The sequence below is a fragment of the Priestia sp. TRM10 genome, assembly GCF_057808375.1.
This window is the reverse complement of sequence record NZ_JBJZOT010000015.1, coordinates 812,958-836,638: the sequence shown is the minus strand read 5'-3', so window position 1 is coordinate 836,638 and position 23,681 is coordinate 812,958. Positions and strand designations below refer to the sequence as shown.

The 23,681-nt window shown below is 37.3% G+C and carries 27 protein-coding genes; 23 read left to right on the top strand and 4 right to left on the bottom strand.

Going from position 1 to position 23,681, the window contains the following annotated elements; genetic code table 11:
• The 8 genes from qcrB to ACK3CR_RS20960 all read left to right on the top strand — a co-directional run bounded on the left by qcrB (position 1) and on the right by ACK3CR_RS20960 (position 4,266).
• Positions 1-675: a menaquinol-cytochrome c reductase cytochrome b subunit gene (qcrB, locus tag ACK3CR_RS20995; RefSeq protein ID WP_019391697.1), complete on the top strand. Its 675-nt coding sequence runs from the start codon at positions 1-3 to the stop codon at positions 673-675.
• Between the two features lie 25 nt (positions 676-700).
• Positions 701-1,474, top strand: coding sequence for a menaquinol-cytochrome c reductase cytochrome b/c subunit (locus ACK3CR_RS20990; protein ID WP_124049458.1), 774 nt, complete (start codon positions 701-703; stop codon positions 1,472-1,474).
• 80 nt (positions 1,475-1,554) lie between these two features.
• A complete protein-coding gene (gene lhaT, locus ACK3CR_RS20985) occupies positions 1,555-2,148 on the top strand; it encodes a lipoprotein heptaprenylglyceryl N-acetyltransferase LhaT (protein ID WP_488976086.1) in 594 nt (197 codons plus the stop codon).
• Between the two features lie 70 nt (positions 2,149-2,218).
• Positions 2,219-2,626 (top strand): YlbD family protein, encoded by a 408-nt coding sequence (gene ylbD / locus ACK3CR_RS20980; protein ID WP_328122302.1) that lies wholly within the window; start codon positions 2,219-2,221, stop codon positions 2,624-2,626.
• An 18-nt stretch (positions 2,627-2,644) separates the two neighbouring features.
• Positions 2,645-2,884, top strand: coding sequence for a YlbE-like family protein (locus tag ACK3CR_RS20975; protein WP_019391701.1), 240 nt, complete (start codon positions 2,645-2,647; stop codon positions 2,882-2,884).
• Between the two features lie 56 nt (positions 2,885-2,940).
• Positions 2,941-3,297 carry a hypothetical protein gene (locus tag ACK3CR_RS20970; RefSeq protein WP_243518020.1) on the top strand — a complete coding sequence of 119 codons (357 nt, stop codon included), beginning with the start codon at positions 2,941-2,943 and terminating at the stop codon, positions 3,295-3,297.
• Between the two features lie 161 nt (positions 3,298-3,458).
• Entirely contained in the window at positions 3,459-3,902 is a 444-nt protein-coding gene (locus tag ACK3CR_RS20965; RefSeq protein ID WP_243518022.1) for a YlbF/YmcA family competence regulator, read from the top strand.
• Positions 3,903-3,993: 91 nt separating this feature from the next.
• Positions 3,994-4,266, top strand: coding sequence for a YlbG family protein (locus tag ACK3CR_RS20960; protein ID WP_026009502.1), 273 nt, complete (start codon positions 3,994-3,996; stop codon positions 4,264-4,266).
• A gap of 3 nt (positions 4,267-4,269) precedes the next feature.
• Here ACK3CR_RS20960 and ACK3CR_RS20955 read toward each other — a convergent pair whose 3' ends face one another.
• On the bottom strand, positions 4,270-4,656 hold the full coding sequence (locus ACK3CR_RS20955) for a DUF7147 family protein (protein WP_111925150.1): 387 nt from the start codon (positions 4,654-4,656) through the stop codon (positions 4,270-4,272).
• Between the two features lie 385 nt (positions 4,657-5,041).
• Here ACK3CR_RS20955 and rsmD point away from each other — a divergent pair, with 385 nt between their 5' ends.
• On the top strand, positions 5,042-5,593 hold the full coding sequence (gene rsmD / locus ACK3CR_RS20950) for a 16S rRNA (guanine(966)-N(2))-methyltransferase RsmD (protein WP_243518027.1): 552 nt from the start codon (positions 5,042-5,044) through the stop codon (positions 5,591-5,593).
• Positions 5,594-5,625: 32 nt separating this feature from the next.
• Complete coding sequence (coaD, locus tag ACK3CR_RS20945; protein WP_019391708.1) at positions 5,626-6,108, top strand: pantetheine-phosphate adenylyltransferase; 483 nt, start codon at positions 5,626-5,628, stop codon at positions 6,106-6,108.
• Between the two features lie 27 nt (positions 6,109-6,135).
• Here coaD and ylbJ read toward each other — a convergent pair whose 3' ends face one another.
• On the bottom strand, positions 6,136-7,347 hold the full coding sequence (gene ylbJ, locus ACK3CR_RS20940; RefSeq protein ID WP_488976085.1) for a sporulation integral membrane protein YlbJ: 1,212 nt from the start codon (positions 7,345-7,347) through the stop codon (positions 6,136-6,138).
• A gap of 180 nt (positions 7,348-7,527) precedes the next feature.
• Between ylbJ and ACK3CR_RS20935 the strand changes: the two genes are divergently transcribed.
• Positions 7,528-8,322: a patatin-like phospholipase family protein gene (locus tag ACK3CR_RS20935; protein WP_488976084.1), complete on the top strand. Its 795-nt coding sequence runs from the start codon at positions 7,528-7,530 to the stop codon at positions 8,320-8,322.
• The gene (locus ACK3CR_RS20930; protein ID WP_488976083.1) at positions 8,312-9,337 is read left to right on the top strand and encodes a SepM family pheromone-processing serine protease; all 1,026 of its coding nucleotides are present in this window, start codon (positions 8,312-8,314) and stop codon (positions 9,335-9,337) included. The genes ACK3CR_RS20935 and ACK3CR_RS20930 overlap by 11 nt, the downstream gene beginning before the upstream one ends.
• A gap of 42 nt (positions 9,338-9,379) precedes the next feature.
• Here ACK3CR_RS20930 and ACK3CR_RS20925 read toward each other — a convergent pair whose 3' ends face one another.
• Positions 9,380-10,585: a nucleotidyltransferase gene (locus ACK3CR_RS20925; RefSeq protein ID WP_488976082.1), complete on the bottom strand. Its 1,206-nt coding sequence runs from the start codon at positions 10,583-10,585 to the stop codon at positions 9,380-9,382.
• Positions 10,586-10,744: 159 nt separating this feature from the next.
• Between ACK3CR_RS20925 and ACK3CR_RS20920 the strand changes: the two genes are divergently transcribed.
• The 3 genes from ACK3CR_RS20920 to ACK3CR_RS20910 all read left to right on the top strand — a co-directional run bounded on the left by ACK3CR_RS20920 (position 10,745) and on the right by ACK3CR_RS20910 (position 12,207).
• Positions 10,745-11,260 (top strand): YceD family protein, encoded by a 516-nt coding sequence (locus tag ACK3CR_RS20920; RefSeq protein ID WP_019391713.1) that lies wholly within the window; start codon positions 10,745-10,747, stop codon positions 11,258-11,260.
• Positions 11,261-11,328: 68 nt separating this feature from the next.
• Complete coding sequence (rpmF, locus tag ACK3CR_RS20915; RefSeq protein ID WP_019391714.1) at positions 11,329-11,499, top strand: 50S ribosomal protein L32; 171 nt, start codon at positions 11,329-11,331, stop codon at positions 11,497-11,499.
• Between the two features lie 141 nt (positions 11,500-11,640).
• Positions 11,641-12,207: an RsfA family transcriptional regulator gene (locus ACK3CR_RS20910; RefSeq protein ID WP_243518037.1), complete on the top strand. Its 567-nt coding sequence runs from the start codon at positions 11,641-11,643 to the stop codon at positions 12,205-12,207.
• A 47-nt stretch (positions 12,208-12,254) separates the two neighbouring features.
• Here ACK3CR_RS20910 and ACK3CR_RS20905 read toward each other — a convergent pair whose 3' ends face one another.
• Positions 12,255-12,728 carry an N-acetyltransferase gene (locus ACK3CR_RS20905; RefSeq protein ID WP_019391716.1) on the bottom strand — a complete coding sequence of 158 codons (474 nt, stop codon included), beginning with the start codon at positions 12,726-12,728 and terminating at the stop codon, positions 12,255-12,257.
• Between the two features lie 247 nt (positions 12,729-12,975).
• Here ACK3CR_RS20905 and ACK3CR_RS20900 point away from each other — a divergent pair, with 247 nt between their 5' ends.
• From ACK3CR_RS20900 to ACK3CR_RS20865, 8 genes are all read left to right on the top strand, one after another.
• Complete coding sequence (locus tag ACK3CR_RS20900; protein WP_488976081.1) at positions 12,976-13,857, top strand: 2-dehydropantoate 2-reductase; 882 nt, start codon at positions 12,976-12,978, stop codon at positions 13,855-13,857.
• A 2-nt stretch (positions 13,858-13,859) separates the two neighbouring features.
• On the top strand, positions 13,860-14,243 hold the full coding sequence (locus ACK3CR_RS20895) for a DUF3397 domain-containing protein (protein ID WP_488976080.1): 384 nt from the start codon (positions 13,860-13,862) through the stop codon (positions 14,241-14,243).
• Between the two features lie 81 nt (positions 14,244-14,324).
• Positions 14,325-15,935 carry a bacillithiol biosynthesis cysteine-adding enzyme BshC gene (gene bshC / locus ACK3CR_RS20890; protein ID WP_243518044.1) on the top strand — a complete coding sequence of 537 codons (1,611 nt, stop codon included), beginning with the start codon at positions 14,325-14,327 and terminating at the stop codon, positions 15,933-15,935.
• A gap of 391 nt (positions 15,936-16,326) precedes the next feature.
• A complete protein-coding gene (rsmH, locus tag ACK3CR_RS20885) occupies positions 16,327-17,265 on the top strand; it encodes a 16S rRNA (cytosine(1402)-N(4))-methyltransferase RsmH (RefSeq protein ID WP_243518045.1) in 939 nt (312 codons plus the stop codon).
• 31 nt (positions 17,266-17,296) lie between these two features.
• On the top strand, positions 17,297-17,656 hold the full coding sequence (ftsL, locus tag ACK3CR_RS20880; protein WP_243518047.1) for a cell division protein FtsL: 360 nt from the start codon (positions 17,297-17,299) through the stop codon (positions 17,654-17,656).
• Complete coding sequence (locus tag ACK3CR_RS20875; protein ID WP_488976079.1) at positions 17,656-19,875, top strand: penicillin-binding protein; 2,220 nt, start codon at positions 17,656-17,658, stop codon at positions 19,873-19,875. The genes ftsL and ACK3CR_RS20875 overlap by 1 nt, the downstream gene beginning before the upstream one ends.
• A gap of 171 nt (positions 19,876-20,046) precedes the next feature.
• Complete coding sequence (locus ACK3CR_RS20870) at positions 20,047-21,966, top strand: stage V sporulation protein D (RefSeq protein WP_243518052.1); 1,920 nt, start codon at positions 20,047-20,049, stop codon at positions 21,964-21,966.
• Between the two features lie 203 nt (positions 21,967-22,169).
• Positions 22,170-23,648, top strand: coding sequence for a UDP-N-acetylmuramoyl-L-alanyl-D-glutamate--2,6-diaminopimelate ligase (locus ACK3CR_RS20865; RefSeq protein ID WP_243518054.1), 1,479 nt, complete (start codon positions 22,170-22,172; stop codon positions 23,646-23,648).
• Positions 23,649-23,681 lie beyond the last annotated feature (33 nt).

Here is a 23,681-nt window from a genome sequence, read left to right as displayed (position 1 = left end):
ATGTTGAATAAAATATATGACTGGGTAGATGAGCGGTTGGATATTACGCCAATGTGGCGTGACATTGCTGACCATGAAGTTCCAGAGCACGTCAACCCAGCCCATCACTTTTCTGCTTTTGTATACTGCTTTGGTGGCCTTACTTTTTTTATTACTGTTATTCAAATTTTGTCTGGTATGTTTTTGACGATGTACTATGTGCCAGATATAAAAAATGCATGGGAGTCTGTTTATTATCTTCAAAATGAAGTTGCGTTTGGCCAAATTGTTCGTGGCATGCATCATTGGGGCGCAAGTTTAGTCATCGTGATGATGTTTTTACATACTCTGCGCGTCTTTTTCCAAGGTGCATACAAGAAACCTAGAGAATTGAACTGGATTGTAGGGGTGCTTATTTTCTTCGTTATGCTTGGTTTAGGATTTACAGGTTATTTATTGCCATGGGATATGAAAGCGCTATTCGCTACAAAGGTAGGGCTTCAAATCGCTGAGTCGACCCCACTTATTGGAGGGCAAATTAAAACGCTGCTTGCAGGGCACCCAACGATTGTGGGAGCCCAAACCTTAACAAGATTCTTTGCTATTCATGTCTTCTTCCTGCCTGGCGCTTTGCTAGGATTAATGGGTGCACACTTTATCATGATTAGAAAACAAGGAATATCAGGTCCGCTTTAAAAGTTGAAAAGAGGAGGGAGATAAGATGCATCGCGGAAAGGGAATGAAGTTTGTTGGAGATTCACGCGTACCAGATAAAGAAAGACGCAATATTCCAAAAGATTATTCGGAATATCCAGGGAAAACAGAAGCATTCTGGCCTAACTTTTTACTCAAAGAATGGCTTGTTGGCGCTGTCTTCTTAATTGGATATCTATGTTTAACAGTTGCCCATCCTTCACCACTTGAACGAATGGCGGACCCAAATGATGCAGGATATACGCCATTACCAGACTGGTACTTTCTATTCCTCTACCAGCTCCTAAAATACACGTATGCTTCAGGGCCATATAACGCAATTGGCGCTTTTATTATTCCAGGAATTGCGTTTGGAGCACTTTTACTTGCACCATTTCTTGACAGAGGGCCTGAAAGAAGACCAACAAAACGCCCGTTTGCAACAGGGTTTATGCTTTTAGCTGTAGCAGGAACGTTCTACTTAACATGGGAATCTGTAAAAGCAGTTAATTGGGAAGAGCGTGAAGCACAAGGTGAAATTAAAAACGTCGCAGAAGTTGACCAAGAAGCAGAAGGGTATAAAATTGCGAATGAGCAAACCTGTTTGCAATGTCATGGAGAAAACCTTGAAGGAGGAGCAGGAGGGCCTGCATTAGCAGAAACAAAGCTCTCGGCAGATGAAATTGCAAAGATTGCAAAAGAAGGAAGAGGAAATATGCCTTCTGGAGTTTTTAAAGGAACAGATGAAGAGTTAAAAACGCTCTCTGAATATATTGAGAGCGGTGGAAAACCTAAAGAATAAAAAATAAGGAAGCCGGTTCCTAGTAGCCTGCTTCCTTATTTTATTTGGACACCTTATAATGAGGGAAAGGAGGTTAGGATATGGAGTATCTTTCTATTGTTTTAAAAGATCGACGTTTTTTATTTTTATTGCTTATTATTAATATTTTAGGAACGGTTTACGGTTACTATTGGTACGGAAATCAGCTTGCACATACGCCAGCTATCTTTTTACCCTTTGTACCAGATAGTCCAACAGCAAGCTTATTTTTTGTTTTTGTGTTAGTTGGGTTTTTATTAAATCGAAACTTTAAACTATTTGAAGCACTTGCTCTCATTACTCTTTTCAAGTATGGAGTTTGGGCTGTTGTTATGAATTTATTAACATATGGTGTCACTGGATTTTTTAATGGAGCGATGCTTATGCTCGTGCTTTCACATTCAGGAATGGCACTTCAAGGTCTTCTTTACGTTAAAGAATATCGTTTTAAGATGATTCATCTTGTTATTGCAGGGATTTGGACTTTACATAATGAAATCATTGATTACGTTTTTGGCATGATGCCAACATATAGCATGCTAAATAATTATATGAAGGAAATTGGTTATTTTACATTTTGGCTTAGTATAATCAGTATTTTACTTGCTTATTTTCTTGTTTTACATAAAGATGATTCTCATACAAAGAAAGTATAAAAATGGGCGAACGAGACGACACCTTCATACTTACAATAGCTAGTAGGCTATATATACGAGGTGAAAGAACGTGGCGCAAACGAAAAAGAAACTTCATCCAAAGGTCCAGGAGTTTAAAGCTTTTGTGAAGAAAAATCCCAAACTAATTGAGGAAGTTCGCGCAAATCGCAAAACATGGAAAGAGTTTTATGAGGATTGGTATTTGCTTGGTGAAGAAGACGAAGTTTGGAATGCTTATAAAACAGATGATGAAGAAACAAAAACTGAATCTTCACAGCGTGATTTTATTAGCGGGCTTTGGAGTCAGCTTAAAAAAATGGATATGAACCAAGTTCAGCATTATATGTCAAACGCAAACGCAGCTATTTCTAGCTTGCAAGGATTAATGCAGGAATTTAGTTCAAATACCTCAAAAAGCAATACCCAGAAACAACAAGGGGGAGGGAACGCGTCTCCATTTTGGTTCAAAAAAGACTAAAATAGTTGAGGTGGCAGCATGCGCCAAGAAGTGTATGAATATATACAAGCAAAAGATAAACTACGTGATTTTATTAGGCAGCAGCCTATGTGGTATCGTAAATTAACGCGTAATCCACACGCCCTGAACGATTTTGAACTAGCGTCTTTAAACTACTACAAACAGACAATTCCTCATAAAGTTGAGAAGTTTTATAATTCCGTTGAGATGGCAAATATGATGCTAGCAATGTTTCAAGCAACAAGAAGTGGAGATTAAAAAGAGTAAAGAATAAAAAAACGCAAACACTATTCCTAAAAAAGGAGGAATTGAGTTTGCGTATTTTATTACTTGTTTTCGCTCTTTTGAGTCCGACAGCTGTACATGCTGCTGAAAAGCCAACGCTAGATGTGAGTTATAGTGTGAAAGAAGGAGCCGTATATATTGATTGTCGTCTTCACAACTTTTCATTTGTGCGAGATGATGAAAACAAAGGTGTGCTTAAAATAACGATTGATGATAAAAAGACGATCTTTATTGAGCAGGCTGCATTTGTGATAAGAGGATTAAAAGGTGGAGAGCATAAGGTTCAGATTGAAGTGATGAAAAATGAGGAAAATAGCTATGGCGTAGAAAAAGAGATTTCTTTTCAAGTAAAAGAGGAAAAAGAACAAGAGCCTATAACTGAATAGGAAAGAAAGTATAAAATCACATTTTCTCATCTTCGCGCTTTTTATTACAATACCATTCATGGTAGAATGGAAAAGGGTAATAAAAAGCGTTATTTTTATGTTTTCTTTTGAAAATGCCCCATATAACGTAATCTGAAAAAGAAAAGCGGAGGTATAGATGAATGTTTGCGACGATGGAAACCATTCATTTGTTAGAACAGGCTGACGAGCTATCCGCCATGATTATCCATTCAGAAATCGGCGACGATTATCGAACAAAGTTAAAAGAATTAGAGGAAGATAAGGAAGCGCAAGCTCTAATTAGCGAGTTTGTAAAGATGAAAGAACGCTATGAGGAAGTTCAGCGTTTCGGAAAATATCATCCGGATTTTAAATTTGTTACAAAAGAGATTCGTCGTTTGAAGCGAGAGGTTGACTTACACGGTACAATTTGGGCGTTCAAGCAAGCTGAGAAAGAATTGCAAAATGTGCTTGATGAAATAAGTGTAGAGATTGGTAGCGCTGTTTCAGCTCAAATTAAAGTACCAACAGGTAATCCGTTTTTTGATACGATGTCAAGCTGTGGCGGTGGCTGCGGCGCTGGTGGAAGCTGTGGATGTAGCTGACCTAATATAGATTTTAAGGCGTGTTACAGTTTAGTAACACGCCTTAGCATTATACATAGTACAAGCAATAAAGGGGGAAGCAATGGTGATCATGACAGAGCGACAAGGCCTTGTCGTTTATTTAAACTCTGTAAAGCAAGCAAAAGCTTTAAGAAAATATGGAAACGTTCACTACGTTTCAAAATCGCTTAAATATGCGGTTTTATACTGTGATAAAGAAAAATCAGAAGGTGTAATGACTAAATTAAAGAGCCTTCCATATGTGAAGAAAGTTCTTCTATCTTATAAAGGATCTCTGAAAACAGAATTTGAAAATTCAAGACCTGATAAAGCAAAAGAATATGATTATAAAATTGGATTATAGAATTTAGCTTAAAGGCGGAATATAGCGATTCATTCGCAAAATGCCGATTAAATGCTGGAAGTAAAGTTCCTTTTCACCAAAAAAAGTGGAGGGTTTTACATCAAGCGTTATAATGGTTTTTCCTAAATCTTCAGCAAGCGCTTCGAACAGTAGAAGTCGCTTGCTTTTTTGATCTGTAACAGCAATACCTTCGCGACAAATATAAAGAGGCTGAAAAGAACCAACAGAAGTAGGCTCAAGGATGACAAGAAAGGAAGAGAGCTTTCTTCCCTCTTTTTCTGTATTTAAAATCATAAGATGGCGTACACGGTGTGATTGATTTCTCGCTATTTCTAATAGTTCATAAAGATCTGAATAACCTTCCCCAAGTTCAATGAAACGTTGAATCATCTTCTTTTCTCCTTTAATGTTTTATAATAAGAGCTAAGCTTACTCTACCAAAAAAGACAACATAAAAAAACCCTGCAATCACTTGATTGCAGGGTCCTCCTATAGCAAGATTAACATTCCCGTATGTTTGTTAATCAAGATAAGAAGGCAAAGGGAGAGGAGAAACCGGAGGAAGAACTTATGGGGAACGTAAGTCTTCTCCGCGGTTGGCAACAACATCTCATCAAGATGTTGCTAATTGTCAGTTTATCCAAATCTAAAAAAGTTATACAAAAGGCCACAAAAAACTTTAAAAGAAAGCGAGCTTGTTTTACGTTTGTATAAGAATTTGATAAGATAAGTGAAATGAAGTATACATATCTTGACAAGCCGAGGTTGAAAAATAATGAGAGTAGTATCAGGTGATAAAAAAGGACTAAGTTTAAAAGCTGTTCCAGGCACAACAACTCGCCCGACAACAGATAAAGTAAAAGAAGCGATTTTCAATATGATTGGACCCTATTTTGATGGTGGGATAGGGCTTGATTTGTTTGGAGGCAGCGGTGGCCTTGGAATTGAGGCGCTAAGTAGAGGGCTCCAAAGCATGATTTTTGTAGACCGAGATGGGAAAGCCATTCGGACCATCAAAGAAAATCTAAATTCCTGTAAGCTTACAGATCGTGCTGAAGTGTATCGCAATGATGCAGAACGAGCGCTGAAAGCTATAGAGAAACGAGAGCTACACTTTGATTTAATTATGCTTGATCCGCCATATAAAGCGCAAAAACTCCTGCATCTTATGGAGGAAATTCAAAAACGTCATTTGTTAAAAGAAGAAGGAATTATAATGGCGGAGCATGAGAATAATGTTGAACTTCCAGAAGTTATTGGTAAGCTGAACCGCGTTAAAAAAGAAGTATATGGATTAACAGTGATTTCGATTTATAAACATGGATAAAACAAGTTTTAGGAAAAGAAGGGAGCAAAATTATGGGGAGCATTGCAATTTGTCCAGGCAGCTTTGATCCTGTAACAAATGGCCACTTAGATATTATTACAAGAGGTGCAAAAGTGTTTGATACGGTTTATGTATGTATCTTGCACAACTCTGCCAAAAAACCGCTTTTTTCAGCTGATGAACGAGCAGAATTATTAAAAACAGTTACAAGTCATCTGCCAAACGTTAAAATCGAGATTCATACAGGTCTTTTAATGGAATATGCGAAGCAAAAAGATGCAAGCGCTATTTTAAGAGGTTTGCGAGCGGTCTCTGATTTTGAATATGAAATGCAAATTACTTCTGTAAACCGAGTACTTGATGACAATATTGAAACATTATTTATGATGACAAACAATCAATATTCTTTTTTAAGTTCAAGCATTGTAAAAGAAGTAGCCAAATACGGAGGGAACATTTCAGAACTTGTGCCAGCCCCTGTTGCAGAAGCACTTAGTCAAAAGTTTAAAGAGTAAAAAAAGCGATAGCGTTATCGCTTTTTTTTATAACTTATACTTTATTTTACGACTATACAGATAAGTATATATAGTAAGCATAGCAATAGTGAAGAGCGGACCATATGTAATGCATATTTGCCACCATTCTGTGAAAAAGAGCGATAAAACACTTTGAGAAGGTTCACCGCTTCCACTTAGTGTTGTAACATGTTCACGAAGCGGATTCCATAAAAGGAAAATAAGGAAAACGGAAAACACAGCATGAAGGATACGGGCCATGAAAAAGGGTGAAAAGCGAATATCAGTATCTGCTAAAAGACTTGCTACTTGGGCTTGAACAGACAATCCGCTAAATGCAAGAACAAATGACGCGAGCACAACTTGTTGAAATAGTGGTGAATGAGTTTCGCTAATAAGCTGGTTGCCGAGCGTGATTTCAAAAATTCCTGAAATAAACGGCAAACTTAAAGATGTTGACAATTTAAGGGCTGAAAAGATAATGCCAAGTCCTTCTCCAATGAAAGACGTAATGTTGGTTACATAAAGAAGCCTGTTTAACACAGAAAAAATGATCATAAATCCGCCGATCATAAAGAGCGTTTGCACAGAGGACATAATTGCATCACCAAGCAGTTTGCCAATCATTCGTCCATCTTCTATTCTAGCTTTATGCATTTCTTTAAAAGCAATGAGGGGTGAAAAAGAGCTCTTTGGTTCTTTAGTACGGTAATCTCTCTCTTCCTTTCGTCCGTAGAATCTCATTGCGATGCCAACGAGCAAATTTCCCCCATAGTGAGCGCAAGCAAGTAACACTCCTAAATGAGGATTATGAAAAAAACCGACAGAAACGGCTCCGAAAATAAATACAGGGTTTGAAGAATTCGTAAAGGAAGCAAGACGTTCTGCCTCAATGCGGGTTAGCTGCCCTTTTTTACGCATGTTTGCGGATAGCTTGGCTCCTGCTGGAAATCCTGAAGCCATTCCCATTGCAAGTACAAACCCACCGATACCCGGAACGCGAAAAACAGGGCGCATCAAAGGTTCAAGTAAAATACCAATAAAGCGAACAACTCCAAAACCAATCAACATCTCAGAAATAATAAAGAAAGGAAGAAGAGAAGGGAAAACAACTTCCCACCATATGTTGAGACCCCGTAAAGAGGCATCAAAAGCTTGTTTTGGATACATAATAAGAGTACTTGCTAGCATAAGAGATAATAAAGAGAGAAGACCAGTTTTTATAAACGATGTTTTCACACTTTTCCTCCTTTAGCTATCATAGATTACATTTGGGTTAAACATGCAACAAATAGGGAGACGTGATAAACTATTTTTAACGATTTCGTCTCCAAAGTGAAGGTTGTACATATTCTAATATACGAGCATTGGGGGATTATTTAGACCAAAGAATTCATAAAGGATAATGGGGTGAAGGAGATGAATCGCCCGAAAATTGGTATTGCTCTAGGCTCTGGAGGTGCGAGAGGATTTGCGCATCTTGGAGTTTTAAAAGTCTTAAAAGAAGAAAATATAGAAGTTGATTATTTAGCAGGAAGTAGCATGGGAGCGCTTGTTGGTGCCTTTTACGGAACTGGGCTTGAAATGGAGCAGCTTTATCGCATTGCGTTTGCGTTCAAACGTAAATATTACACAGATCTTACGCTACCTAAAATGGGCTTTATTGCAGGAGAACGTGTGAAAGAACTTGTGCGTATGTTTACGAAAAACAAGAACATTGAAGACTTAAATATCCCTTTATCAATTGTAACAACAGATATTAAAACAGGAGAAAAAGTAGTATTTGATAAAGGACCAATTGCTCCAGCTATAAGAGCAAGTATTTCGATACCAGGCATTTTTGTGCCTGAAAAAATTGATGGCCGTCTTCTTGTCGATGGAGGAGTTGTTGATCGCATCCCAGTCTCCGTCGTAAAAGAAATGGGAGCTGATATTGTTATTGGTGTGAACGTTTCACGTGTTAAAATGGATGCTGAGATTGGTTCGATTTTTGACGTTATTTTGCAAAGTTTTGATATTTTGCAGATGGAACTTGTTAAAAACCGGGAAACAAATTGTGACATTATGATTCGTCCACGCGTTGAAAAGTTTAGCTCAAGAGCTTTTACAAACATTAAAGAAATTATTGAACAAGGGGAAGCAGAAGCAATAAAACAGCTTCCCGTTATTAAGGAAAAGATCGAGACGTGGAAGGAGTCATTTCATGAAAAGTAGCAGCAAAAGAGTTATATGGTTTATCATTGGAGTTCTTATTATCTTCTCCATTACGTTCATTCCATTACCATACTATATTACGAAGCCAGGACTTGCAGAAGAGTTAGAACCGATTGTGAAAGTGGAAGGCGGCTATAAAGAAGAAGGGGCCCTTATGTTAACAACGGTTCGTATTGGAAAAGCAACGCCACTTTCTTATGCACTTGCTCATTTTCAAGACTTTAGTCACCTTTATAAAGAAGAGGAAATATTAGGTGAAAATGAAAGTAATGAAGAGTATAACACTCGTCAGCTTCATATGATGGAAATGTCTCAAGAATCTGCGATTGCCATTGCGTACGAGAAAGCGGGCAAAGATATAGAGTATAAATATGACGGTGTTTATGTAATGGCAGTTGCTCCAGATATGCCAGCAGACGGCGTATTAAAAACAGGTGATATTGTAACGAAAGTAGATAACAAACTTGTAAAACGCAGTGAAGATCTTATCTCATATGTAGAAGGAAAAAAAGCAGGAGATAAAGTAAGCGTTACATTTAAGAGAAATGAAAAAGTCAAAACAGAGACCATTACACTAGAGCAGTTAAAAGTGTTGAATAACCGAGTTGGAATGGGAATTTCACTTGTAACAGATTTTGATATCTCTGTTGATCCAAAAGTTAAAATTAACTCAGAAGAAATTGGGGGGCCATCAGCAGGACTCATGTTTTCACTTGAAATTTATAACCAGTTAACAAAAGATGATTTGACAAAGGGACGTCAAATTGCTGGAACAGGCACAATCAATGAAAAAGGAGAGGTAGGAGAAATTGGTGGAATTGAGCAAAAGATTGTGGCAGCTGATAAAGCAGGAGCGGAGATTTTCTTTGCGCCAAACAATCATGGAGCAAAAAACTCTAACTATCAAGATGCCCTAAAGGCAGCTAAGCAAATTGATACAGATATGAAAGTTGTACCTGTTGATACGTTTGACGATGCTGTTTCCTACTTAAATAAGATGCCTGAAAAAGAATAGAAAAGAGCTGTTTTCCGTATGATACGGGAAACAGCTCTTTTTTCATAGTTGAATAGGTGGTGTTGTATATTCTTGCTTGAAAAAGCGCTGACGCACCTTTATATCTAAAGGTAGGCTATATACTCTAGTTGCTTTTATATCCATATTTAAAAGGGGATGGTCCATTTTAGATACGGCTGAAACAAGGGGAACTTCAAAAGTTTTTTTCCTTGTATTTAAGTAGTTTTTTCCTTGCTTTGTCATTCCAAGAAGTCTTGCATATGGAGGAGGACTGCTTAGAAGAGTTTTAGCTTCTTCTTTATTGGTATTCATTAAAATATGTAGGCACATGCGCTGAAGTCTTGTCCATGTGTAACGTTTGTTTTTAATAAGGGTCATCAATGTTTGGAAGGAGTCAGCTTCTTTCATCATTTTTAAGAAGCGGTATTCCATCCCTTCTTCCATTTCATAATGACTTTTAAGCTCAGAAGCCGAAAGAATAAAAAGTTGATGCTGCAAATAGGAGAAATAGGCTTCCCAATTATGCAAAAGTTTATATGTTTTCTTATACTTTTGCAGCTCATCAACTGTAGAAAGTGGTGTGAAAGAAGAAAGACTTTCAATAGTTGTTTGGTTTGAGAATAGATTTTTTCGGATGCTTGTAGCACTTGCAATAGGACCACTTGGAAGACTTTCATCATGATAGTCTGCACTTTTTCGCTGAATTGTAAAAGGAGCTAACTTAGCACCAAGTTTCTGAATTTCTTTTACATAAGAAAAACCAAGGATATTGTTTGGTTGTGATAAATCTAAATCAGTTTTAAAATGAGTTAAAGCATTTGTTACTGCATTTGGGTAGCTTTTCCCTTTTTTCATTTCAGCTTTAATGTTTTCTTCGATAAGAGGTTTGTTTGCACGTGCAATTTCAGCTGCTTTTAGGAAGGCAGAGATATCTCCATGTTCACTCCCAAAGCAAAGAGAAGAAACAGATAAGGATTCTAGAAGGTTTATAGCACCATATGCAAACGTATCAGCGTGTCCTACGGCAAATAAAAAGGGAAGCTCAATCACAACATCTGCTCCTGATTTTAAAGCCATTGCAGTGCGAGCCCATTTTGAAACAAGAGCAGGTTCCCCGCGCTGGAGAAAATTCCCGCTCATAATAACGACTGCACAATCTGTATCACTTTGCTTCTTTGCTTCATTTATATGGTAGAGGTGCCCATTATGAAACGGATTATATTCGGCAATAATACCTACTGTTTTCAAGCTTTTTGCCTCCTTTTTAAACTTTTCTTTTGCAATTTATAAAAAAAATGATAAAGTGGATATACGATAACGATTACCAACATTATAGTGTAAAGAAAAAATATTGACAAATAGCTTTGTGAAGGCTATAATTACTTTTGTTGCTTTGAGGTGATAACGTTGAAATGGTCAGTGCACCAACTGCGTAAATTACAAAGTAAAGGTTTAAATATAGATGAGAAAGTAGATCTGTCTGACATCGTAAAACGAGATGGAGAGATTCGTGATATTTCTCCTGTTCATATTACGGGAAGAGGAGACATTTTCTCAACACATGTTACCTTTCATTTAAGAATACAAGGGGAACTTATCTTGCCTTGTGCGAGAACACTTGTTGATGTTCCTTATGAATTTGACATTGAAACGGATGAAACCTTTATTTTAACGTCAACAGATGAAGAAACAGGAGAAGATGTTCATTACATTGAACAAGATATCGTTGATTTACAGCCGGTAGTGGAAGAACTTATCGTCCTTCAAGTACCTATCCAAGTTTTTAGTGACGAACAGAATCCAGAAGGGGCTGCCCCTCAGTCTGGTCACGATTGGCAGGTTATTACAGAGGAAGATCAAGAACAAAAAGTAGATCCACGTCTCTCTGTTCTTCAGGATTATTTTAAAGACAAGAAAGACTAACAACCTTTAAGAAGATCCGGCTTAACCGGCCTTCATATGATGTAAATCCTTTTAAGGAGGTGGGAAGAATGGCTGTACCTTTTAGAAGAACTTCTAAAATGAAGAAAAGAACTCGTCGTACGCATTTCAAACTACAAGTTCCTGGTATGGTAGAATGCCCAAATTGTGGCGACATGAAGCTTGCACACCGCGTATGTAAAGCTTGTGGAACATACAAAGGAAAAGAAGTAGCAAAATAATAAAAAAACAGTGCATTTTTGCACTGTTTTTTTATTTGTCTTGAAAAAGAAGAGTTTAAAAAAACAATCATGTATTTCTTCTAGTCTATCTTCCCTATTAGCTGCATACGTATATAGTAAACAGAATAGGGGGGATTAAAGATGACATCAACAAGGCAGGATGCATGGACTAGTGATGAAGATTTATTGTTGGCGGAAGTAGTCCTTCGCCATATTAGAGAAGGTGGGACACAGCTAGCCGCTTTTGAAGAAGTAGGAAGGAAGCTATCAAGAACATCAGCTGCTTGCGGATTTCGTTGGAATTCCTATGTTCGCAAGCAATATAAAACAGGGATTGAAAGTGCTAAAAAACAGCGAAAAGAATTTAAGTCTTCAGCTGTTCCAGCACCAATTTTTGTACAAAATGCTTCTGAGGAAGGAACAGGGGTTAAAACGTTAACGCTTGATGAGATTATTAGCTATCTGCAGAATCTTAAAAATGGAAATGGTGGTTCTTTGGAAACTGCAGAAGAAAATAAAAAGCTTAGTTTGAAAATAAAAGAGTTAGAAAAGAAAGTAAACAGGTTAGAGCAGGAAAAACAAATGCTACAAACAAATTTAATTGTTGTAAGAGACGACTATAAAGCTCTTATTGAAATTATGGAAAGAGCAAAAAGAGTTGTTTTAAGTGACTCAACTGTAAAGGAAAAAGTGGAAGAAGTGAAGTAAAAGACAAGAAGGGAAATCCCTTCTTGTCTTTTTTATTTATAAGGTTGTTAAGCTTTTTGAGAAACACCAGCAGGCTGCCACACAAGCGGATTCTCGCCTAAGTCTCGATCCATATCGTATTTTACAGGAGTGAAGCCCATCTTGTTCCAGAATTCACTTGACTTAACACGTGGACTTGTTTTAATTGGTAAGTTAAACGATTTGGCAAACTCGATAAGAGCTCTTCCATATCCTTGTTGTTGATAGTCTTTCAGCGTCTCAAGTTTCCATATTTCAAGATATTCTTGAGAAGGTTCAAAGTATTGATCATATTTCTTTCCTCGCTTGTATAAACTCATACGTGCGACTAAACTATCTCCTAAATAAATTCCAAAGAAAGGTGACTCTATTTCATTTTCTGAGATGTTTGCTTGTAAATCTTCTAACATGGAGAGCTCTTGTATGCCATATTCTTTAAATTTCTTAAATTCTTCGAGCGTCTTGTAGTTGATTTTTAGCCTCTTTACATCTTTGTTATACATAAAAAATCCCCCTTGTAGAAGTAATAAAAAACCCCTTGTTTTTATTATATACTAAATTATTAGAAAATTGCTCGTACAATGCTTAGGAAATGTTCTTAAGGAGGGTGAAGAGAGCAGATGATGAATATTAGGGGAAGAATAAAAATGAGACTTTCGCCCTTCTTCGGCTCTTTTTTTTCTTTCCTTCTGTTGGTACAATACAAGAGAGAAAAGACTTTTAAAGGAAAAATGATAGAAGGAGAGCAAAATGGAGAAACTAGACGTAATTGGTGGGGGAAGCCTTGGATTATTATATGCAGGGTATTTATCAGAACAATGGGATGTTACTTTATACACTAAAACAGAAGAACAAGCAAATGCTATTAAGCAAAAGGGGATTTTAGTTTATAAAGAAGCTTCTCTTCGCTTTTTTCCAAAAGTGAAACCAATCTCTTCTTATGTGGATGAAGGTCATCTCGCTATAATAACGTTAAAGGAGTATCAGCTCTCTTCAATTATGCCCATTTTAAAGACTACATGCCGTCCTCTGCTTTTTATTCAAAATGGTATGAATCACTTAAAAATGCTTGATGAATTAACAGCTGAAAATGTTTTTCTAGGAGTTGTTGAGCATGGAGCATTGCGGCTAAATGAAAATACCGTTCATCACAAAGGAGAGGGAAAAACAAAAGTAAGTGTATGGAGAGGGGAGGAAACATTCCTTTCTTTGCTTTTGAGATATGACAAACAATTTCCATTTGTTTATGAACATGATTGGAAGGAAATGCTTCTTGGGAAACTTGTCATAAATATACTCGTGAACCCCTTAACAGCTCTTTATAAAGTAGAAAATGGAGTTCTCTTAGAAAATCCCTACTTTCTTCAAAATATGAGAGCTTTACTTAATGAAGTACATAAGGTGTTAGAGTTAAAAGATGTGGAAAGTACTTTTAAAAATGTATTAACAATCTGCAAAAACACCAAGGATAACCGTTCTTCAATGCTTCAAGACTTGCAAAATAGAGGTATAACAGAGATTGATGCAATCGTTGGTTACGTGTTGGAAGAAGCGGAGAGAAAGAAAATCGAGACGCCTCTCTTATCATTTTTATACGCTTCTATAAAAGGATTAGAGAAGGGGGAGAGTTAAGGATGGAAAGCATCTTTTCAGCGATTTTAGCAACGCTTATAACGCTTCCTTTAGTGGCGTTTATTCTGTTTTATGCTGTGCTTCGCAAAGTTTTGAGAAGCAATCGAAGAGCTTTTCATCTATCAATTGATATTACAACTGTTATCCTTATTTTCTCTGTATACTGCCTATCTGCCGTTATTTGGGAAGGCTCATATTTATGGCTTATTTTACTCATCCTTTTAACTATTGCAGCTCTCACAACACTGCTACAGTGGAAGAAGACGAAAGACGTCCAATTTAAAAGAGTTTTAAAAGGATTTTGGAGAGTGAGCTTTCTTCTTTTTTTTATTGCGCATTTAGCTCTTTTTATATATGGGATTTTTAGTCGTCTGCAAAATATTTAGCTGAGGCTATTTACTAGACGAATGAACGCATAGCATTGATAATGGGAAGTGTGAATTCGAGTACAGAAAGGAAGTTCATCAATGGAACTTATAGATTATGCGGGAAAACCTCTTAATCCACTTATGAACGATTATGTGAATGGAGATTCTTTTATTGGAGAATATTTTCATTATGATGTTTTATCTCCAAACGTTTATAAAGAGCGAAAAGAGGACTTAATGCTTCGCTCGTTACCAAGAGAGGCATTAGTAAATCATTTGCTTTCATATAACGAACATTTAGGTGCCTGTAAAGAAACACTAGCAAGCATTGAGACTTTAAGAAATGAGGAAACAACAGTTGTTGTCGGCGGACAACAAGCAGGTCTCTTAACAGGACCGCTTTATACGATAAATAAAATCGTTTCTATTCTTAATTTAGCAAAGGAGCAGGAGGAAAAGCTAGGTTCGCGCGTTCTCCCTGTCTTTTGGATTGCAGGAGAAGATCATGATATTGCTGAGATTAACCATATTTTTGTAGAAGAAAACGGGATGAAAAAACATGTCTACAAAGATGGAGAACAGAAAATGGCTTCTGAGGCAGTACTTCATAAAGAAACCCTCCAAAAGTGGGTGAAGGAAGCTTTTCAAGCATTCGGGGAAAAGGAGTATTCTAAAGAAGCACTATCGTTTGTTGAAACCTGTTTGCAAAGCGCGACAACGTACGTTGACTTCTTTGCGCTCCTCATCACAAAGTTATTCAGCAAACATGGCCTCATTTTAATTGACTCAGGTTCATCATCTTTAAGAAAAATTGAAGCTGATTTCTTCACACAACTTATTAAAAAGAATGCTAAAATTAGTGAAGCCCTTGAAGAAACGCAGGGGAAACTTCGTCATCGTTATAAAAATGTCATTGAAACAGACATTGCTAATGCTCATATTTTTTATTCAGAAAATGGACGTCGCGTATTGCTCCAAAGAAATGGAGCGAAATTTTACGGAAAAAATGGAAGAATAAAACTTTCAGAAGATGAGCTTTTAACGATTGCTGAAGTGAAACCCGAACTTTTAAGCAATAATGTAGTAACTCGCCCTCTTATGCAAGAATATTTGTTCCCAACGCTTGCTTTTATCGCAGGACCAGGGGAAGTAGCTTATTGGGCTGAGCTTGGGGACGTTTTTGATACTTTTGATATGAAGATGCCTCCTGTTGTTCCAAGACTCTCTTACACATTTATTGAACGCGGCATTGCGAGAGATATGGAAAAATTAGATTTATTGTTAGAAGACGTTTTCTCTGGCAACGTTTCTGTACGTAGAGATGAATGGCTAAAAGAGAGTGGGCAAGGAGCATACCTTTCTCATATTGAGTATTTAGAAGAAGAAGTAGAAAAAGTCCATTCATTATTTCGTGATAAAGTATTGCAAGAAAATAAAAATTACGTTGATCTACTTCATAAAAATCGACAGCTTATTATGAGACAAATATCCGCTATTAGCCAAATTATGGAGAAAGATCACTTGAAAAGACATAGTGCGACTTGGAATAAATATCTTTCGATTGAAAATGCTCTAGTCCCACAAAATGCGCCACAGGAAAGAATTTGGAACGTTTTTTACTACATAAATAAATATGGTTTTACATTTGTAGACGAACTTGTAAGCTGTTCTGTCGAGTTTGATCATAAATTGAAAATCATTTATTTATAAGAAAATCCTGCCACTAGCAGGATTTTTTTTTGACCAAATAGAATTAAAATTATAAACAAAAATATTTTATAAAAAAAACATTTTTGTTTGTAAGAAAGAAATCAAGTCGGAGATACTAAAAAAGAAGAACAAATTCAAAAGAAAAACACATCAGGACTTTTCAATCGTAAAATGTGAACATTATAATGCAACAGAAAGCGTTTTTTTAGCCTTCAAACTGTGGGAGTAATTGGATGTTTTTTTTCATGTTTTACAATGACATAATAAATTGACAAAATTCGTCGATAGTTTGTAGAAAAAGCTAAAAAAAACAAGTAATTTAATATATAATAAAAAAAGCATCCTAAATTAGAGGGTGTAATAGTTTAGGGAACAAAAAGTAGGTGCTAGCATGTTCAAACATAAGACAGTTTTATTAGAAGAAGCAGCAGAGGGATTACATATTAAACCCGACGGCATTTATGTGGACTGTACCCTTGGTGGAGCAGGACACAGTGAATATATTTTACAACAGCTATCATCAGAAGGTCATCTTATTGCCTTTGACCAAGACGATGTAGCATTAGAAAATGCAAAAGAAAAGCTAGCTCCTTATGAAGGAAAAGTAACGTTTGTGAAAAGTAACTTTCGCTTTTTAAAAGAAAAGCTTGAAGAACTTGGCGTTACAAAAGTTGATGGAGTTTTATTTGATTTAGGCGTTTCGTCCCCACAGCTTGATACCCCTGAAAGAGGATTCAGCTATCATCATGACGCTCCGCTAGATATGCGAATGGATCAACAATCAAAGCTAAGTGCATTTGACGTTGTAAATGAATGGCCGTATGAAAGGCTTGTGAAAATTTTCTTCCAATATGGAGAAGAAAAGTTTTCTAAGCAAATTGCAAGAAAAATTGAAAGTTATCGAGAAACGAAAAAAATTGAAACAACAAATGAGCTTGTAGAACTAATTAAAGAAGGAATCCCAGCTCCAGCTCGTAGAAAAGGTGGACATCCAGCAAAACGGGTGTTTCAAGCTATTCGAATTGCTGTCAACGATGAGCTAGGTGTTTTTGAAATGGCGCTTGAACAAGCAATTGATGTTGTGAGAAAAGGCGGACGTATTAGTGTTATCACGTTCCACTCATTAGAAGATCGCATTTGTAAAGCAATGTTCAAAGAAAAAAGTTCTTTACCAGACTTGCCTCATGGATTGCCTATCATTCCAAAAGAATATGAGCCAGCATTAAAGCTGATTACAAGAAAACCAATTCTTCCGAGTGAAGAAGAGCTTAATGAAAACAATCGTGCACGCTCTGCTAAGCTACGTATAGCTGAGAAAGCAAAAGAATAAGAAGGTGCGATAAAAAAAGGGAGGGGTTGCATTGAATAATTTAGCGTATAAATTAAAAGAAAAAGAAAAAAAAGTTGTCCAACACGAAATTAAACATGTAACAAAAAAGAAAAAAGTACGTCTTCCTTTAGGTGAAAAGCTTATTTATGTAACGTTTTGTGGGTTTATGCTGTTCGGTTCGATTCAGTTTATTTCGAATCAAGCTGCTCTATATGAAGCAAATGCGAATGTGCAAAAAGTAGAAGAAAAAGTAAAAGCTCAAAAAACAGTAAATATGGATTTAAATGATCAAGTAAAAGAGCTTAGTCAATATGATCGCATTTTAGAAAAAGCTAAAAAACTCGGCTTAGAAATGAATGCAGACAATGTGAAAGTTGTGAGTGAGAAGTAATGTCGAAACAAAACAATCGATCAATACGAAAAGGAGCAGCGATATTAATTTTAATATTTGGTTCGCTCTTTTTTGTGTTAGCTGGTCGCTTTTTTTATATCGAAGTCACAGGAAAAGCAAACGGTCAGCTTTTAGCTTCACGAGCCGAGAAAGCTCATACGCATAAAAGTACAATTGAAGCTCATCGCGGCACAATTTACGATCGAAATGGTACTGCTGTTGCCGAAGATACAACAGCGTATACTGTGATTGCTATTTTGGACAAAGATTATGAAGACCATGTCAAAGATGCAGAAAAAACAGCAGAAAAGCTTGCCCCTCTTCTTGATATGAAAGAAGACAAGCTGCTTTCGCTCTTAACGAGAAAAGGAGCATTTCAAGTTGAGCTTGGCCCAGGCGGACGTAACATTAATCATGAGCTTCGAGCAAAAATTGAAAAGTTAAATCTACCTGGAATTGGATTTAAAGAGAGTTCCAAACGCTTCTATCCAAATGGGGAGTTTGCTTCTCATATCATTGGATATGCTCAAAAAAATGATAAAGGTGAAACTGTTGGAATGATGGGGATTGAAAAGCAGTTTAACGACGCTTTAACAGAAAAGGATGGCTATATGACGTATGAAAGTGATTCTACGGGCTTAAAGCTTCCTAATCCAAAAGAATCCATTGTTGCACCTAAGCAAGGAAAAGATGTGTATTTAACAATTGACCAAAAAATTCAAGTCTTTTTGGAAGAGTCAATGAGCGAAGTGCAAAAAGAGTATGAACCATCAAGTATTATTGGCATTGTAGCAAATCCTAAAACAGGCGAGATTTTGGCTATGTCAAATAGACCTGGATTTAATCCAAATCAGCGGAACATCCAGAACTTTGGAAACAGTGCTATAAGCTCTCGGTTTGAGCCTGGCTCAACAATGAAGATTTTCACCCTCTCAGCAGCTGTTGATGCAGGAGTATACAACGGAGATGAGCTGTATGAATCGGGAAGTTATAAAGTAGGCGGCAGTAAAATTGGCGACCATAACAATGGTGTTGGTTGGGGGCCTATCACATATAACGAAGGAGTGCAGCGTTCTTCAAATGTCGCTTTCGCAAAGCTTGCAATGGAGAAAATCGGCCCTGATCGACTTATGGAATACTTTAAGAAATTTGGTCTTGATAAAAAGACAGGAATTAATATCCCTGGCGAAGTGGGAAGTAAATTTGTGTACAATAAACCGCTTGAACAAGTTACAACAGCATTTGGACAAGGCTCAGCTATTACAGCTATTCAACAAATCCAAGCTGTAACGGCAGTTGCCAATGACGGAAAAATGATGAAGCCGTACGTTGTGAAAAAAGTGGTTGATTCTCAAAAAGATAAAGTGATTTCAGAAACAAAACCGGAAGTAGTAAGTAAACCAATCTCTGCTGAGTCTGCAAAAGAAGTACGTAAACTGCTTCGTACAGTTGTTACAGGCGAGCATGGAACAGGTGCTGCTTATGACATTGATGGATATGAAGTAGCAGGGAAGACAGGAACAGCACAAATTGCAGGAGAGGACGGTAAGTATCTGACAGGACGTGAAAACTATACGTTTTCATTTATGGGAATGGCTCCAGCAGATGATCCTGAATTAGTGATGTACGTTGCTGTTAAGCAGCCTCATTTGAAAGCATATGAAACAGGTGGAAAGCCAGTTGCTGAAGTGTTCAATCCGACAATGCAAAAAAGTTTGCAGTATTTACAGGTGAAACCTAGTGAAGAAGAAAAAGAGAAAACAAAATCTAGTGAAACAAAGTATGGAAACACGCTAGATTCATATGTTGGTTCTTCTGTTGAGGAAGCAAAGAAAGAATTAACAGGAAAAGGGCTCTCTCCAGTTATTATTGGGAACGGGGAAACAATTGCAGAGCAGCAGCCTGCTCCGGGTTCAAGAATCATTTATGGAAACAAGGTTTTCCTACAAACCGATGGTTCACCAACAATGCCTGATTTAACCGGATTTTCTTACCGTGATGTGCTCGAAATTAGCGAGCTGCTTCATTTAAAGACAGCTGTTAGCGGTCACGGATATGTAGCAAAAGGCAGTCAAAGTATTAAAAAAGGTGCCTCCTTGGAAAATAAAAGTCTTTTAAGCGTGGAACTTCACTCAGCAAAGAAAGCAGCTGAAGAGAAGCGAGAAGATAGCGACGAAGAACAAGAAGAATCAAGTGACAGCAACGCACCGCTTGATTAATAGATTAAAAGATTACGGTTTTCAGTAAATCCAATGTTCTCACAAGTAAGAGCGTTTAATTCTTATTTGTGGGAACTTTTGCTTGTGAATAGGCCTCCTCTGTTCGTTCTATATGAGAAAGTACAAGCATATAGTAGAGAACGAGCTTAAACGTAGGGGAGGAAATGTAATATGCGCGTGTCTGGAGTTACCGTTCGAAAGCGACTGTTAATCGTCCTTTTTGTCGGGATTCTGATCTTTTCGATTATTAACGTTCGCTTAGGATACGTTCAGTTTGTATTAGGAGACACATTAACAGAGCAAGCCAAAAGTTTGTGGAGCCGAAACATTCCGTTTGAGCCAAAACGTGGCGAAATTCAAGATCGAAATGGAGTAGAGCTTGCAACAAATAAAAGTGCCCCTTCTGTTTTAATTGTTCCCAGACAAATTGAAGATCCTGTAGAAACTGCAGAAAAGCTTGCTGCTGTACTTAATATGTCAAAAGAAAAAGCATACAAGCATGTTACAAAGAAAGCAGCAAGTGAACGAATTAATCCAGAAGGGCGTAAAATCTCTCATGAAAAAGCAAAAGAAATACGCGCACTTGGATTAAAAGGAGTTTATATTGCGGAAGATTCTATTCGTTATTATCCATTTGGAAGCTATTTATCTCACGTATTAGGGTTTGCAGGAATTGATAACCAAGGGCTAACAGGTCTTGAAGCATATTATGACAAGCAGCTTAGCGGGGAAAAAGGAGCAGTTGAATTTTACTCTGATGCAAAAGGTAAAAGAATGCCTAATATTGCAGATGACTATACGGCTCCTGTAGATGGACTGAATTTAAAGCTGACAATTGATACAAAAGTACAAACTATTTTAGAACGGGAACTTGACCTTGCTGATTCTAAATATAATCCTGATGGGATGATTGCCATTGCAATGAATCCCAAAAATGGGGAGATTCTAGGCATGTCAAGCAGACCGGATTTTGATCCAACAAATTTTAAAAATGTACCTGCGGATGTGTACAATCGAAATTTACCGGTTTGGAGCGCTTATGAGCCAGGATCCACATTTAAAATTATTACGCTAGCTGCTGCTCTTGAGGAGAAAAAAGTAGATCTTGCTAAAGATACGTTTGTTGATGATGGATCAATTGAAGTAGGAGGCTCAACTCTTCACTGTTGGAAGAGAGGCGGACATGGTGAACAAACATTTTTAGAAGTTGTACAAAATTCCTGTAACCCAGGTTTTGTAGAGCTTGGAGAACGTCTCGGCAAAGAGAAGCTTTTTGATTATATTAAAGACTTTGGCTTTGGACAAAAAACAGGAATTGATTTACAGGGAGAGAGCAAAGGAATTTTATTTAATCTTGACCGCGTTGGTCCTGTTGAACAAGCAACAACAGCATTTGGTCAAGGTGTATCTGTAACACCTATTCAACAAGTCGCAGCTGTTTCTGCTGCAGTGAATGGTGGTACTCTTTATACACCACATATTGCCAAAGAATGGACAGATCCTGTTACAGGAAAAGTCGTGAAAAAGCAGGCACCTGAAGCGAAGCGTAAAGTTATTTCAGAGAAAACGTCTGAGCAAATACGCTATGCACTTGAAAGCGTCGTTGCAAAAGGGTCCGGTAAAGGCGCATATGTAGAAGGGTATCGAGTTGGAGGAAAAACAGGAACAGCGCAAAAAGTAAAAGATGGAAAATATCTAGAAAACAATCATATTGTTTCTTTTATCGGCGTAGCTCCTGCTGATGATCCAGAGCTTGTTGTATATGTAGCTGTTGATAATCCAAAAGGAACCGTACAGTTTGGAGGAGTAGTAGCAGCTCCGATTGTCGGAAACATTATGGAAGATAGCTTGCGAGCAATGGGAGTTAAACCGCGTAAAGATCAAATTGAAAAAGAACTAACATGGCTTGACACACCAATGATTGAAACACCAGATTTAGTAGGCTTAGATAAAAAAGACTTACGTGAGCAGCTTGTTGATTTAAAAATAGATGCAAGCGGAAAAGGAGATGTTGTTGTGAAACAGTCTCCAAAAGCTGGAACAAAACTTAAAGCAGGGTCTACGGTTAGAATTTATTTAGGAGAAAAATAAACTCTACGGGCAATTTTATAAAGGTTAGCGTATGCTTAGCGGATTTGGAAATGAAATTATTTCAAGAAATAAGCCTTGGGGAATTCCCCCGTGGCTTATTTTTCTGTAAAATGGGAAGAGGAATGACGCAACTAACCCTTATATTGAGTTTGTGGACATAAAATGATACAACAATGGTTTAGGTAAAGGAAGGTTTGAATACAATGAAACTAACAGAATTAATTAACGTTTTGCCAAAGTGGCAGTTCAACGTTACAAGTAACGAAAATCCAGAGATTACTTCTCTTAAGATGGATAGCCGAGAAGTTGAAGAAGGCTCCTTGTTCTTCTGTGTGAAAGGGTATACGGTTGACGGACATGACTATGCCAAAACAGCAGTTGAAAAAGGTGCAGTAGCTCTTGTAGCAGAACATGAGCTAGATGTTGATATTCCAGTTGTGATTGTTAAAGACACAAGACGAGTTATGGCTTTGCTTGCTAACTTTTTTTACGGACAACCAACTGAAAAGTTAAAGCTTATTGGCGTAACAGGAACAAATGGAAAAACAACAGTAACGCATTTATTAGAAGCAATTTTTCAAGAGAAAAAACAAAAAACAGGTGTTATTGGCACAATTGAAACAAGAATTGGTTCCGAGGTTTATCCTGTTCAAAACACAACTCCTGAATCGCTTGCCCTACAAGGTATTTTCAGCAAGATGGTTGATGAAAATGTCGAAGTTGCAGCAATGGAAGTTTCATCACATGCGCTTGATTTAGGACGTGTTCACGGTTGTGATTACGATGTAGCTGTATTTACGAATTTAACGCAAGACCACCTTGATTATCATCATACAATGGAAGAGTATCGCTATGCGAAAGGTCTTCTTTTCTCTCAGCTTGGAAACCGATTTGAGGAAACGTCTCCTAAATATGCTGTCCTAAATGCTGATGATGCTTCATCAAAACTATATGCAAAAATGACAACAGCTTTTCTACTAACGTATGGTATTCACGCAGAAAGCGACATTATGGCTCGCAATATTGAAATGACAAGTAGCGGAACAACATTTGAGCTTGTGACGCCTCTTGGAAATAAGACAATGCACGTTAATTTAATTGGTGAGTTTAGCATTTATAATATTTTAGCTGCAGCATCGGCTGCATTTGCGCTTAATGTAGATTTAGAAACAATTGTAGCAGCTCTTTCTAAAGTAAAAGGCGTTGACGGTCGTTTTGAAGTTGTCAATGGAGGACAAGACTATACAGTTATTGTCGATTATGCTCATACACCAGATAGTTTAGAAAATGTGTTAAAAACGGTCAAACAATTTGCCGAGCAAAATATATATGTTATTGTTGGGTGTGGTGGAGACCGAGATAAAACCAAACGTCCAATCATGGCCAATGTGGCTGTGTCATATAGTACAGAAGCAATCTTTACTTCTGACAATCCGAGAAGTGAAGATCCAAAAGAGATTCTAAACGATATGACAGCAGAGCTCACAGAAGAAAACTTTACAACAATTGAAGACCGTCGTGAAGCAATTCAGTACGCGATCAACAAAGCGCAGGCTAAAGATGTTATCGTAATTGCTGGTAAAGGTCATGAAACGTATCAAATTATCGGTGGAACTGTTAATGACTTTGATGATCGCAAAGTTGCACTAGAATCTATTGAAAGCAAAACGAAGCAGGCATAAACCCTAGATCTGTTTTTTGATGTTAAGAGGAGG

Bases quoted from the DNA above. Each gene is read 5' to 3' on its own strand.
- ACK3CR_RS20955 (WP_111925150.1), bottom strand. From the start codon at position 4,656: ATGATTCAACGTTTCATTGAACTTGGGGAAGGTTATTCAGATCTTTAT.
- ACK3CR_RS20930 (WP_488976083.1), top strand. From the start codon at position 8,312: ATGAAAAGTAGCAGCAAAAGAGTTATATGGTTTATCATTGGAGTTCTT.
- qcrB (WP_019391697.1), top strand. From the start codon at position 1: ATGTTGAATAAAATATATGACTGGGTAGATGAGCGGTTGGATATTACG.
- ACK3CR_RS20935 (WP_488976084.1), top strand. From the start codon at position 7,528: ATGAATCGCCCGAAAATTGGTATTGCTCTAGGCTCTGGAGGTGCGAGA.
- coaD (WP_019391708.1), top strand. From the start codon at position 5,626: ATGGGGAGCATTGCAATTTGTCCAGGCAGCTTTGATCCTGTAACAAAT.
- rpmF (WP_019391714.1), top strand. From the start codon at position 11,329: ATGGCTGTACCTTTTAGAAGAACTTCTAAAATGAAGAAAAGAACTCGT.
- ACK3CR_RS20965 (WP_243518022.1), top strand. From the start codon at position 3,459: ATGTTTGCGACGATGGAAACCATTCATTTGTTAGAACAGGCTGACGAG.
- rsmD (WP_243518027.1), top strand. From the start codon at position 5,042: ATGAGAGTAGTATCAGGTGATAAAAAAGGACTAAGTTTAAAAGCTGTT.
- lhaT (WP_488976086.1), top strand. From the start codon at position 1,555: ATGGAGTATCTTTCTATTGTTTTAAAAGATCGACGTTTTTTATTTTTA.
- ACK3CR_RS20895 (WP_488976080.1), top strand. From the start codon at position 13,860: ATGGAAAGCATCTTTTCAGCGATTTTAGCAACGCTTATAACGCTTCCT.
- ACK3CR_RS20990 (WP_124049458.1), top strand. From the start codon at position 701: ATGCATCGCGGAAAGGGAATGAAGTTTGTTGGAGATTCACGCGTACCA.
- ACK3CR_RS20975 (WP_019391701.1), top strand. From the start codon at position 2,645: ATGCGCCAAGAAGTGTATGAATATATACAAGCAAAAGATAAACTACGT.
- ACK3CR_RS20870 (WP_243518052.1), top strand. From the start codon at position 20,047: ATGCGCGTGTCTGGAGTTACCGTTCGAAAGCGACTGTTAATCGTCCTT.
- ACK3CR_RS20910 (WP_243518037.1), top strand. From the start codon at position 11,641: ATGACATCAACAAGGCAGGATGCATGGACTAGTGATGAAGATTTATTG.
- rsmH (WP_243518045.1), top strand. From the start codon at position 16,327: ATGTTCAAACATAAGACAGTTTTATTAGAAGAAGCAGCAGAGGGATTA.
- ACK3CR_RS20875 (WP_488976079.1), top strand. From the start codon at position 17,656: ATGTCGAAACAAAACAATCGATCAATACGAAAAGGAGCAGCGATATTA.
- ACK3CR_RS20960 (WP_026009502.1), top strand. From the start codon at position 3,994: ATGACAGAGCGACAAGGCCTTGTCGTTTATTTAAACTCTGTAAAGCAA.
- ACK3CR_RS20900 (WP_488976081.1), top strand. From the start codon at position 12,976: ATGGAGAAACTAGACGTAATTGGTGGGGGAAGCCTTGGATTATTATAT.
- bshC (WP_243518044.1), top strand. From the start codon at position 14,325: ATGGAACTTATAGATTATGCGGGAAAACCTCTTAATCCACTTATGAAC.
- ACK3CR_RS20905 (WP_019391716.1), bottom strand. From the start codon at position 12,728: ATGTATAACAAAGATGTAAAGAGGCTAAAAATCAACTACAAGACGCTC.
- ACK3CR_RS20865 (WP_243518054.1), top strand. From the start codon at position 22,170: ATGAAACTAACAGAATTAATTAACGTTTTGCCAAAGTGGCAGTTCAAC.